Annotated in this window: 16 protein-coding genes; 6 read left to right on the top strand and 10 right to left on the bottom strand. The window is 64.9% G+C overall.

Features of this window, described 5'->3' with window-relative positions; translation table 11 throughout:
* Positions 1-229: 229 nt before the first annotated feature.
* The 5 genes from ACWEO7_RS36650 to ACWEO7_RS36630 all read right to left on the bottom strand — a co-directional run bounded on the left by ACWEO7_RS36650 (position 230) and on the right by ACWEO7_RS36630 (position 4,482).
* Entirely contained in the window at positions 230-667 is a 438-nt protein-coding gene (locus tag ACWEO7_RS36650) for a hypothetical protein (protein WP_452430129.1), read from the bottom strand.
* 49 nt (positions 668-716) lie between these two features.
* Positions 717-1,604, bottom strand: a complete 888-nt coding sequence (locus tag ACWEO7_RS36645; protein WP_452430127.1) for a hypothetical protein — start codon at positions 1,602-1,604, stop codon at positions 717-719.
* Complete coding sequence (locus ACWEO7_RS36640) at positions 1,601-2,644, bottom strand: tyrosine-type recombinase/integrase (RefSeq protein ID WP_452430125.1); 1,044 nt, start codon at positions 2,642-2,644, stop codon at positions 1,601-1,603. The genes ACWEO7_RS36645 and ACWEO7_RS36640 overlap by 4 nt, the downstream gene beginning before the upstream one ends.
* 262 nt (positions 2,645-2,906) lie before the next feature.
* Positions 2,907-3,512, bottom strand: a complete 606-nt coding sequence (locus ACWEO7_RS36635) for a Tn3 family transposase (protein ID WP_452430124.1) — start codon at positions 3,510-3,512, stop codon at positions 2,907-2,909.
* Positions 3,513-4,146: 634 nt separating this feature from the next.
* Entirely contained in the window at positions 4,147-4,482 is a 336-nt protein-coding gene (locus tag ACWEO7_RS36630; RefSeq protein WP_452430122.1) for a hypothetical protein, read from the bottom strand.
* A 278-nt stretch (positions 4,483-4,760) separates the two neighbouring features.
* On the opposite strand from ACWEO7_RS36630, the gene ACWEO7_RS36625 reads away from it, so the two are divergent.
* The 4 genes from ACWEO7_RS36625 (at position 4,761) to ACWEO7_RS36610 (ending at position 7,232) form a co-directional block, all read left to right on the top strand.
* The gene (locus ACWEO7_RS36625; protein WP_452430120.1) at positions 4,761-5,432 is read left to right on the top strand and encodes a hypothetical protein; all 672 of its coding nucleotides are present in this window, start codon (positions 4,761-4,763) and stop codon (positions 5,430-5,432) included.
* A gap of 177 nt (positions 5,433-5,609) precedes the next feature.
* Positions 5,610-5,774 (top strand): hypothetical protein, encoded by a 165-nt coding sequence (locus ACWEO7_RS36620; RefSeq protein ID WP_452430118.1) that lies wholly within the window; start codon positions 5,610-5,612, stop codon positions 5,772-5,774.
* A 155-nt stretch (positions 5,775-5,929) separates the two neighbouring features.
* Positions 5,930-6,373: a hypothetical protein gene (locus tag ACWEO7_RS36615; protein WP_452430116.1), complete on the top strand. Its 444-nt coding sequence runs from the start codon at positions 5,930-5,932 to the stop codon at positions 6,371-6,373.
* A 661-nt stretch (positions 6,374-7,034) separates the two neighbouring features.
* Positions 7,035-7,232 carry a hypothetical protein gene (locus ACWEO7_RS36610; RefSeq protein ID WP_452430114.1) on the top strand — a complete coding sequence of 66 codons (198 nt, stop codon included), beginning with the start codon at positions 7,035-7,037 and terminating at the stop codon, positions 7,230-7,232.
* 153 nt (positions 7,233-7,385) lie between these two features.
* Here the strand turns inward: ACWEO7_RS36610 and ACWEO7_RS36605 are convergent, their stop codons facing one another.
* Together ACWEO7_RS36605 and ACWEO7_RS36600 are read right to left on the bottom strand one after the other, a co-directional pair.
* Positions 7,386-7,670 carry a hypothetical protein gene (locus ACWEO7_RS36605; RefSeq protein ID WP_452430112.1) on the bottom strand — a complete coding sequence of 95 codons (285 nt, stop codon included), beginning with the start codon at positions 7,668-7,670 and terminating at the stop codon, positions 7,386-7,388.
* 53 nt (positions 7,671-7,723) lie between these two features.
* Positions 7,724-8,044, bottom strand: coding sequence for a hypothetical protein (locus tag ACWEO7_RS36600; protein WP_452430110.1), 321 nt, complete (start codon positions 8,042-8,044; stop codon positions 7,724-7,726).
* A 320-nt stretch (positions 8,045-8,364) separates the two neighbouring features.
* Here ACWEO7_RS36600 and ACWEO7_RS36595 point away from each other — a divergent pair, with 320 nt between their 5' ends.
* Positions 8,365-8,670, top strand: a complete 306-nt coding sequence (locus tag ACWEO7_RS36595; protein ID WP_452430108.1) for a hypothetical protein — start codon at positions 8,365-8,367, stop codon at positions 8,668-8,670.
* A gap of 114 nt (positions 8,671-8,784) precedes the next feature.
* On the opposite strand, the gene ACWEO7_RS36590 is transcribed toward ACWEO7_RS36595, so the two are convergent.
* Both ACWEO7_RS36590 and ACWEO7_RS36585 read right to left on the bottom strand, forming a co-directional pair.
* The gene (locus tag ACWEO7_RS36590) at positions 8,785-9,402 is read right to left on the bottom strand and encodes a hypothetical protein (protein WP_452430107.1); all 618 of its coding nucleotides are present in this window, start codon (positions 9,400-9,402) and stop codon (positions 8,785-8,787) included.
* Positions 9,399-9,653: a hypothetical protein gene (locus ACWEO7_RS36585; RefSeq protein ID WP_452430105.1), complete on the bottom strand. Its 255-nt coding sequence runs from the start codon at positions 9,651-9,653 to the stop codon at positions 9,399-9,401. The genes ACWEO7_RS36590 and ACWEO7_RS36585 overlap by 4 nt, the downstream gene beginning before the upstream one ends.
* Positions 9,654-9,787: 134 nt before the next feature.
* Between ACWEO7_RS36585 and ACWEO7_RS36580 the strand changes: the two genes are divergently transcribed.
* Positions 9,788-10,483 (top strand): GNAT family N-acetyltransferase, encoded by a 696-nt coding sequence (locus ACWEO7_RS36580; RefSeq protein ID WP_452430104.1) that lies wholly within the window; start codon positions 9,788-9,790, stop codon positions 10,481-10,483.
* Between the two features lie 116 nt (positions 10,484-10,599).
* Here the strand turns inward: ACWEO7_RS36580 and ACWEO7_RS36575 are convergent.
* A partial coding sequence (locus ACWEO7_RS36575) for a hypothetical protein (RefSeq protein ID WP_452430102.1) occupies positions 10,600-10,785 on the bottom strand: 186 nt, incomplete at its 5' end.

Here is a 10,785-nt window from a genome sequence, read left to right as displayed (position 1 = left end):
GGCCACCGGTCGAATACGAACACATCTACCATCAACAGACCATCTCGGCCGAGGTGGCCTGAACTCGGGTCTCCACCGGATCCAGGACGGTTCAGGGATCACACCTCGCTTGTCTGGGCAGGGGAGTGCATTAAGGACCCGTGTCGCGGGGTCATCGTGGAGGATGTAGTACCCGAACCGCAACGGTGAGCTTGGACGGACAGGACTGCTGTGGCTGGCCAGTGAACAGTCACATGTTCTCTCGTACCGCGATCGTCTGAAGCAGGTCTGAGTGTAGAGAGAACTGCAGGACGAGTGTTCGGTTGCCATGTTGTTCGGAAAAGAATACGGCTCCGGCGGGCGGTATTCTCGGATTGAAAGTCATGTGGTCAGTTGACAAGTCGAAGTAGCTTCTCAACTCTACTTCGGCCGCTTTGACCTCTTGACGGATCTCCAGGATCACCATACTTCGGGGACTGTCCGAGGGATCGGCCAGTACACGGAAAGAAACGACCGAGAAAGCACCGCCTTCGGGCTGTCCTTCGAATTCGTTGCCGTACTCGTCCATTTGGTTCGCCTCGTGCAGCACCACGGAGCAGGCGTCGGCGACAGCGCCCGGACCCAGATGGCCAGGAATCGCCAACAACCGCTGGGTGACCGCATATATCTCGCTGGCGAATCCCGTCATACCCAGCGGAACCAGTCCGTCACGATCTCGATCAATTTTTTGCCCCGTCCTAGTACTTTTCCCAGATCTTTTCGAGCAAGTGCCTGTAATGCTCCGCAAAGGTGGGTGGTGATGGATCGTGCCAATCGCCAACTTGCCCATCTGGCATCAATTCAAAAATTTTCCTGATCGCGTCGTCGGACATCTTACCATCGGCGGCATCGTATATTTCTTCGATACTTCTTTCGTAAGCGGGGGACCCTAAACCGACGAGTGGGCCACCTCGAGACGCGCTTTCGCTCTGGGCCTGCTGCAGAGACCAATGTGCGCGTGCCTCGGATTTGTAAATCTTGTCCAGATGGTGTTGGATCCACTCCTCTTTGTCGTCCAGTGGTCCTGGTGTGAGAATTTTGTAGGGTTCTATGGTGTGCCCGGACTCGTAGGCGATGGCTGCAGCGGTTTGCAGCGGATCTCCTTTGCGGCTGGGGTCGATGAGTATCCGTTTCAGTTCAGTATTGGTATGCGTCCCACTGTGTTCCGGGCCGTATCTGATGGTCCATCCTTCGCGCGTGATCTCGTGTATCCTCCGCAGCAGGCTGGGCGATGTACTGATTATTGCATCGACTCCCGTTCCGAATTCTTTCCAGACCGCTCGCGGCAGCGAGATGATGTAGCCAGCTGTCATTTCCGGGGGGGCGTGACGGCCAGGACGCAACTCGGCAATGGCGAGCGTGGTCTCTGGGGGCTGGGATTGTGGCCTGTGTACCCGCCCTTGTTCCCACGCTTTCTCGATCTTGCGCCTGCCGTCCTGGTCGGTGTGCACCTTTTCATAGACATCCCGCCTGATCGAGCGAACTGTGTCCTTGCCGATGTTTCGTAACGCCGCCGCTTCTATGCTGGTGAGGCGTTTCAGCTCCTTCACGGCCCAGGTCAAGGCTCTGGTTGCACCGTTGCTCATGCGAGCCTCACCCCCGTGGGAGGTGGGGGCTGTGCGGCGGCGGTGATACGCATAGCGAGCTCGTCCGGTCCGGGTGTCCAGATGGCCCTGCGAGTGTCGATGTCGTCGAGTCGGCGGTGGGTGCCGTCCTTGCTGGGTGTCAGATACCGCTGCAGGGTGCGGCGGTCTTCGTGGCCGGACAGGTTCATCAGGTCGGTGTCGGTGGCGCCGTCCTCCCCGGCGTGGGTGAGCCGGGAATGACGCAGGTCGTGCAAGTTCCACCCGCCGGTCGCGGTATCCAGGTGCCGTTCGGCGGTGCGGTAGCTCATCCGCTGGCGCCGGGTGCCCGGGTCGATGTCACACACGGGTACGGTGCCGTCGTCGGGGGCTGTGCGGCGAGACAGGAAGACCGGCCCGCCGCTGCGTCCGGTGAGCAGTTGGCCGAGCAAGCGTGCGGTGCGGATGTCGTAGAGCAATTCATCCGGCTTGCCGCCCTTACGGCGGGTGCGGGCACGCCAGTTGGGACGGTCCAGGTCGGTGAGATCCAGGCGCAGGACTTCCTCGGCGCGCGCTGCGGTGGCATACAGCATCGCCCACAAGGCCCGGTCTTCCAGCGGCCGCCGTTTGTCGGCGATCAGCCGATCGATCGCGTCCCTCGACCGGACTCGGTTGGTGCCGGGTTTGGGTTTGTGTTCGCGATGCAGTCCGTCCAGTACGGCAGCGGCGCCGCCGACCCAGCCCTGGGCCTGGGAATAGTTCAAGGCGCTGGCGACCGCGGCTCGTTTGGCGTTGAACGTCGCCGGAGGACGATGGGCCCACGCGGTGCGGATGTTGCGGTGCAGCCGGTCTCGGCCTGGTCCGTCGAGCTCGGCGAGGTTCGCGATACCCGCGAACGCGACCGGCAGCGCACCGGTGTAGGCACGCACGGTCTCCGCAGAGGTGATACGCCCGGAACGACCGCGATGGCCCGCGAGCCATCGCAGGTACTGCGCCAGCGCCACCACGGTCGGCATCGCGGCCGGGACAATGGGAACCGGAATAAGGCGTCGGGTGGGGGTCATCGGTCCACGACTCCTCAAATGTCAGATAACACGGGGAAAGGGTGCCGCGCAGCGGGGTGTTTCTCCAGGGACGTCGCCCGGTTTCGGCAGATAATACGGTGTTATCTGACAATGCTCGGGACCGTTCACAGCACGAGCTTCAACAGCGGCTCGACCGCGGGCAGCCATGTCCGTGTCTCCTGGGCGTGGACAAGCACCGAGATCTGCTGTCCAGTCGCCTCATCCGCTGAGTGTGAGGCGGCTGGTCATGTTCAGCTTGACCTCACCGTAGGGCAGGACACGTTCCCAGAACTGGGGGTGTCACATTCCGTTTGTCCCTCGGTGTGGTCAGGATGTCGCCGGTATCGGGGTCGCCGAGCAGATCTTGGATCATGAGGGTGTCGACATAGACCAGGGAGGCTTGCACGATCCGCAGGCACTGCACGCTGAGTTCTTGTTCGTCGGCGCGGTTGGAGGCCATCTCGCCGGTCTTGCCGTAGTAGATGACGGCATTGGCGCGGTTCCACGACTCGATCACGTTGAGCCCTTCCTCGATCTCACGCTGCAACTCCCGGCTGCGCAGATACCGGCTAGGAAGATGGTCTTCTGTGCTCTGCCGAGTTCGATCATCGCCTGATAGGAGGTGACCGAGATGGGTCCACAGATCCGTGAGTTCCGTCAGGCCGCTACGACTGCTCTGGCCGATATTCGTAGCGGGTGAGCGGGCAGCTCGACCAGGTGCCCAACGAGTTCGCCGAGATACGTGGCAAGTCGGCTGCCATTGCCTCAGCCCAGGCCCGCATCGTGGCGTTGCTGACCACGCGTGTCGAACGCGGCGGCGACGGTCGATCGCGGTAGGCGGCTGCCGTCCAGGAAGGCGGCAACTCACATCCCCGGCCCCCGAGCACCACCGCAGATGGGGAGTGGTCGATGTTTCACACCAGAGCGGTCGGGTTGAATGACACGGGGGACCGGGAATCTGGCTCCTCCCGGTCCCCCTTCTCCACGTCTGTACCAGGTGGGCTCCTTCCTGCGCCGAGCCCACCTGGTGCGGCACACCCCCCCGGGTCGGGGATCACCGGTTTCGCGCGGCGACGACCGGTAACCAGAGAAAGGCTTGCTGGAAAGGTCAGCTGTAGGCTTGAAGGCGTCGTCGTCGGGGCAACCGGCCACTCTCACCACACGACGACGACCGACAGCGACCCGAACCACGACTCCTCTTCATTTCTGGGTCGTTGTCCGTGGAGACGGCCGCTCATTGTGGCCGCCACGAGGTTCACACTCCTACCGGCGGGCCGTCATCACCGCACCCACCGATCGGCAACATCCATGCCGGGGAGTGTCTGAATCGGCATCACTGGAGACATCGACACTGTCAGGCGGCTCTACCCCAGCGGGGTAACCGATACCGTCGCCGACCATGCCTGGCCAGTCTGTCGAGTCGGCCCCGTGGATTGGCAATTGTCCAGCAGTTCTTCTGGAACCGGCCAGAGCCTCACCCCGATGACGGGCCGCTGCGATGGCTACTTGCGCCAGCGCCGCCACGACCAGTGTGCCGGGCCCGGGTCGTCGGGTGCCGGTGTCGCGGTGGGGTTGTCGTCGAGGTCGACCGGCGGTGGCGCGGCGGGGATGGGCACCGGTTCGTTGGCCGGTGCCGGGTGGTCGCCGGTGGGGGCGAGGGAGACCGGGAGGGCGTCGGGGCCGGTGAGGTGGGCGTCGGATCCTACGGTCAGATCGCCTACCGTGCGTTCGGCGATCGTGGCGGTGACCTCGGCGACGTTCCCGCCTCGGGTGAGGTGGTCGATCATGACATCAGCCAATGTCACCTCGGCGGTGTCGTAGTCGTGGTGGACCGACACATGCCGCAGTGCCGGGCCCGCGTCGCGTTGGCGACCCGGCCCCGGCCGCGGCCCGGGCGGTTCCCGGTGGCGGCGGCTGCTGAAGCCACGAACCCACTGAACGCCTCGCCGACCCGGGTTGCCGTTCGCAGATCAGTCGGAGCAAGCACAGTCCGACGGTGCTCCTACACGGAAAATGATTGTCGGACAGCGCGATTCCGTGGGCGCGTCCGTGGGTGATCGTATTCTGTTGGGGCAGTGTCTGTGTGCCGGTGTTCGACCCAGTAGGAGAAGCCCGGATGGACCGTTATCCCCGCCCTGTCCTGTTCACCATGCCGTGGATGCTCAGTGGCCTGTCCGCGGTGCTGGTCCTCGCCGCGAGCATCGCGTCGTTCTCCTTCACCAGCACGTTGGCGCGGCTGGCGGGAGTTCCCGAGGGCCTGGCCTGGTTGTGGCCGGTGGTGGTCGGCCTCAGTGTCGCCCAGATCGCCTACACCTACGTCATGCTGGCGCGGATGCCTCACGAGCGGATCAAGCCGCTGGCCCTGGTCTACCAGCTGCTGCTGGTGGCCGCAGCGCTGGTCAGTGTCGGAGGGAATGCCTCGGTCATCTCCCGGCGCCCGACCGAGCTGTCCACCGGCGAGATCACGGCCGTCGTCTCTGTCGCGCCGGCGTGCCTGGTGTGCTGCGTGTGCGGGTACGTCATGCTCGCGGTGATCATCCCCGCACGAATCGAGGCGTCGATCCGCGACATCCATATCCGCGAATCAGCCGAACGGGTGGCCAGACTCGCCCGCAGTGCCGCGATCGCGGATGCCCAGCCCGCGAGCAGCGACAGCCCCGAGGAGACCCCGTGGTGGAAGCAGCACCGGGCCGGTGCGCCCGAGGATTCCTCGGAAAGCAAAGACCCGGAGGTCCTCGGAAACGGTCGTGACGCGGCGGCAGAGGCCGGCCAGTCTCGGCCGAAGTAGCCGCCGCCAGCAGACATGCACGACAGACAAGGCAGGGGACTTACATGACCACTCTGTTCTGGATCGGTGCGGGGATCTGGTTTCCCAGCGTCGCCGTGATGGTTCTTTCTCGCCTCCTGCGCCGTCGAGAGGTGCAGGTCTTCCAGGCCAGCTTGCTTGATGTGTGCGGTCGGATCGGTGATCCTGGCGATCACCCTTCCCGCCGTCACCGGAGAGTCCACCCTCAAGAAGGTGCTGATGATCACCGCGATGGGGGCGCTGGCGATCCTGTGCACCGTCGCGCTGGTGACGCTGCGCACCGTCGCGCTGGTGACGCTGCGCCGCCGCCCGACCAGTGACTGAACCGGACGGGCACCGACTCGACAGACCGGCGCCGAACTGTGGTTCCTGTCGGTGCCCGGGGTGACCATTCGAGCCGATGTTCCCGCTCCGGCATCGCAGCATCCTTATAGTCGTCTGCTATGACGTCTCGGAATCGGAAGCGGCGCAGTGCCCGAATGGATTCCGCCGCCCTCGGCCGAGTGACAGCGGCGGCGCAGCGCGACCCCGGCAGCCCGACCGCACACAGCGGATTCGCCGCCCGCGCCGCCCACGCGCTCTACCCGGTGGTGCCCGCGTGGATCCAATGGCTGTACGAGCGCAACCCGACTACCGCACGGTTCGTCTACCAGATGTGCTATCCGCCGATCGATGAGCACGGCGAGATCGTCGGGGGATGGACCGCGCAGCAGTGGTGGACCGCGGATCGGATGTACTGGGCCGAGAGAGAAGCTCGGACAGTCGTGCGCGCCCGCCGATTCCACAGCGGAGGGATAGTGTTCGCCCACTCTCCCGACCTCGACGACGACGATGCCTTCTTCGCCGCGCGGGACTCGGGTCGGGCCTGGACGGGACATCGGTACTCCCGCAATCCGGTCGACGCCCCGGAATGGCAGTCGTAGGACTGCTCGAGCCCAGGCCAGCGTTAGGCCCGCCTCGGTGGGTGAGGTTGCGGGCGGGCCTGCCCGTCGCCGCGTGGAGAACATGGTTCACGTCGGGAGACACCCGGGGGGCGACACCCTGCAGACCCGCCCAGCAGAGCGGGACTCGGGGTGTCCGCCCCTCGAGCGCTGTCACGATGACCGCAGGGATGGATGTTCGTGACAGCCGCAGACACTACAGCCACGCTCGCCCCCGATGCCCGGTACCGCAATTCACGCGTGTCATGCCCGCGCACACGACATCGCAGGCCCAGCCCTGGCGTCCCGGCCGAACCTGCGATGCCCCGGCCAGTGCCCGAACTCCAACGCTTCAGACCCCGACCTCACCCAGCAGCCTGCCACTGCACCGTGACATGTCAAGCACCTATCGTCGGCCGCGACACCCGAGCCAGAGCTACCAGTCCCCCCCCAGGTCAGGCAGGGGTAACGTCGACGCGGCCTCGATATCCCGTCGAGGAAGTTCGCCTCACTACCGCTTCGGCCCCGGATCCTGCACCGGGGCCGAAGTCGCGTCCATGGTGCTCGTCCGACGGCCGCCGGTCCGATGTTGCCGACCTACGAAGGGGAGGGCTTGCCCGGCCGGATCGGGGGTGTGTCGGTGTCCGCGTTCACAATTCGCGGTATGGCTTTCACTGTGCACACGCCCGAGGACACATCTCCGGCAGGGCTCAGCTTCGGCGACGACGATCAGTTCCACATCTACGAATCCGGCGTTCTCAAAGTCCAGAGCAAGACCCACGGTGTCCGGATCTACTCGCCCGGATTCTGGCAACTCATCACATACACGCAGCACCCCGATGGCCTTCGCAGCATCCGCTGACACGCCCTGAATCCCAGCGACAGGGGGCGAGAACAACCCAGGAGGCACAGCCCTGGAGACCGGCTCCCGGGTCTGCCGTACGTCCTGCCACGCAAAACGGGCCCGGAGCGTATCGCTTCGGGCCCGTGGCGCATCTCAAGCTGCCGCGGCTTATCACGGCTCCCAGACCCGGATCTTGTCGACGAGCAGGTCCCAGACCGCCGAGTCGTGCTCGGCCAACTCGACCAGGGCCTCGACCATGTCGCGTCGGCTGATGCTGCCGACGCTGCGGGTGCTGGCGCGGCCGCTGGTGCGCACACGCAGTCCGGCCTGCTTGGCCAGCTTGGCCAGCAGGTCGTTCCAATGATCGCTCTGCTCGGGCGGCATCTTCAGCGTCCACGTCAGCCAATCGGACCGGTCCTCCACTGCTGAAGTCTTGGCGCGTTCGCCGCTAGACATCGGTTTCGTCCGTCCGTTCAGTCATACCCGGATTATAGACTGTCAGCCTTTTATCAGTCTATGTGATCGGTTCTGTGGCGAGTTGGTCGCGCCCCCGCCGCATCGTCAGCGCACGTGATATCCGCAGTCGGTTTCCAAAACAGCGCGGCTGGCACGTATCGATCGGATGGCGTCGGCCAGATGGTGCGCGACATCGTCTCCCGGTTCGCTCGAGATCTCCCCGCCACGAGAAGCTCGTCACGCCAGACATCGAGCACCTCACGCGCGACGACCATCTGATCCTCTGCGGTCTTGAGCGCAGCGACGAACTGGTGCAGCGCCAGGTCGTCGACCTCCGAACGCCACAGGCGCAGGGTTTTCAGGTCGTGACGCATCCCGGACACGACACGGCCGCACAGCATCGGCACGCGCCCGTTGACCGGCTCCGCGTCGACGGGGACCCCGCCTCCACATGCGCTATCAGTTTTCCGTCATTCAGGGGTTCAGGTAGTAATCGCAACGCCCGCGTCGATCAGATCATCGCCCGCCGCGACGACGCCACAGCCCAGCGCCAGGCCGCCGCCGCCGACCGCAGCCCGAGCCCCCGATCAGGACGCACCTGCGCGAGCAGGACCGATCGTGCCGCGCAGACCGCTTCGGCTGCTCCAGCCCGTTCTGCAGCACGGCGGCCGGTCCACACATCAGGAGTGGAGCGGTGACCGACACCGAAGCCGTCGACTTGCACGTCATCGCCCGCCTCGACGACCCGGCTGGTGCGGTCGCCGATCTCTACTCCTGTGAGTTGTTCTACAGCGACGACGGCAGTGTCTACGGCCGCCATGTCAGCTGCCGGTGGGAATCCATCTCCGCCGACCCCGGCGCGGCGGCCGGGCTGGATGGGCTCGACGAGGCGCTCACCACCGCCGGGTACACCCGCACCGGCGACTGGCGGCGCAAGACAACCAGCTCCGGCGCGGTGCGGTACTTCACCGTCGCCACGATCGGAATCGAGGACATCTGACCATCTGAGCCCCAGGATGTAGAGCAGCCCCCGGAACGACCAAGGTTCCGGGGGCTGTTCTATATCCTGGGCTACCTCATTCCGGCGTAATTGCGCGGGTCTGAGCGGGTCAGTTCAGACGGTCAGCAGTTCATCGAGCCGGGCGCGCTGCTCAGGCGCGGTCTGGAAGAACCAATTCCCCTCGCCGTCGATGTGCACCGGAGCCTGCCCGACCGCATCGAGCAACGCGTGTAGCCGCGGGTACGGCGCGTTGCGGACTCGCTCGACGATGCCGGGCTCGCGCCACCACTCGACCGAGGCGGAGGCGAGATCGACTCCAGCACAGCGCAACCGCGCGGCCATGACCGGGTCGGCGGCGAGAGCGTCGTTGAACATGCTGTCGTCGGCCGCGACGACGGTGTAGTCCAGGATCAGTTCCTCTCGAGGCACCGTCATGTGCGAGCCCACCGAAAGCCGGCATTCGGCATAGGCTGCCAGCGATGCCGCTCCACCTCCGAGTGTGGTGGCCGCGCGGCCGATCACCGGCAGCGGCAACGAGGCGCGAGCCTCCGGGTACTGCGTCACGGTCGCGTCGATCCACCGACCCGATCCAGGCAGCCACAGCACACAGTGCCCGTTGAAGTGCTCTCCTTCGAAGAACGCTCCACCGCCGCCGTAGCGGGTCAACGTCCCTCGGGTTCGATGGGCGATCACCAGCTCGACCGCGGTCGGTCGGGCTTGGACACCGATCATGTCGTAGGCATGCTGCAGCGTGATTCAGCCGAGACACACAGATTGGCCTGCACACCGCGGGAGAGGTGCAACAACAGCATCGGCGGCAACATCTCCACCAGCTGGTCCGGCGGCGCAGCGGCGAGCATGTTCGCGATGACCCGCGGCGGGATACCCAACCGGCCCGCGGTGTAGCCGTTGCTGCGGGTGCCTGCCCGGCCGTTGGATCGGCGTGTGCGGTCTTTTGGCTTGCGCCCCTTGGACTTCGGCATCGGCGAGTCGCCCCCCTCCATGTCAGCCTGGCATAGACAACCAGTATGGCCCGAGCCGCCGACGATGTGGCCTGAACTGCGAGTGTGGTCAACTCACCGCCGAGTGTCGATGTCCTGCGCCACAATTCGGCGATGTGGACATCAGCGAAGCACACAGTGGAGATCGGATACGCGACGGGCAAGGACATTCAGCGGCACTTCCGTCGTTGGGCCCGATCGGTGGGGGTGGAAGCAGTCCGCTGGGCCGGATCGGGCCCACGCTCGCCGAGGCGTGGGCCCGCGACCAGCTCAGCTCGACCCTGGTACCGGACCTGCCTGGTGTGCTGAGCGAGATGATCGCCGCGCAGGGTCCTGAAACCACGATCTGTTCGCGCAGCATCGTGCTCGGCGCCCGTGTGGATGGTCGAGTCATCGGCGGCCTGGTCGCCCGGCCGCAACGATGGCTCATCGACGGTGTCCAGCCCTTCGGCGTGCAGGTGCAGATGCAGACGCTGGTGCGGGTGATGAAACTCGAGATCGTCACCGTCGGGCCGGAGTATCAGCGCCGACGTATCGCCACCACCATGGTCGAATACGCCCTCGAGGTGCTGGAGAAGGCTCACGTGCATCTGGTGTACGGGTCCTTTCCCGCTGATCGGCAGTTGGGGCCGTTCTACCGGTGCCTCGGATTCACCGTGCTCGAGCAGGGCTACGGCATCAGCATCGACGGAGCGACCGGCGCCCCGCTGGCCATCGCCACCGAAGACGACGAACGCACATTCGCCAGAAAACTCGGCGACGGACCGGACATCGACATCAGCCACCCCGGCGAAGCGCCCATCATTCGGTAGACCGACAGCACGCCTAATGCGGACGAGACTGTTCGCTGTTTCAGTTCCACGATCGGTCGACTACCGGAAAACGGGCGGATATGGCGTGACCGTCCAGTAGAGAACGGCTTTCGCGTTCAGCCATCGCCGCTGGTCAAGCCAACTTCGTTGTTTGTCGCGCGATTACTACCGCACCCCAGCACCTCTAGCTTGAGTTTTAACCTCTGAGCTGGGTTTTCAATACCCCGGGTGATCATGGGTGAAGCCCTTGGTTGATCATGTCTCCTTGCGACAGAAAGACTTTCGATAACCAAGGGCTTCGG

The organism is Nocardia sp. NPDC004260, from assembly GCF_053603155.1.
The sequence above is the reverse complement of the archived record's forward strand: the minus strand, read 5'-3'. Positions and strand labels throughout refer to the sequence as shown.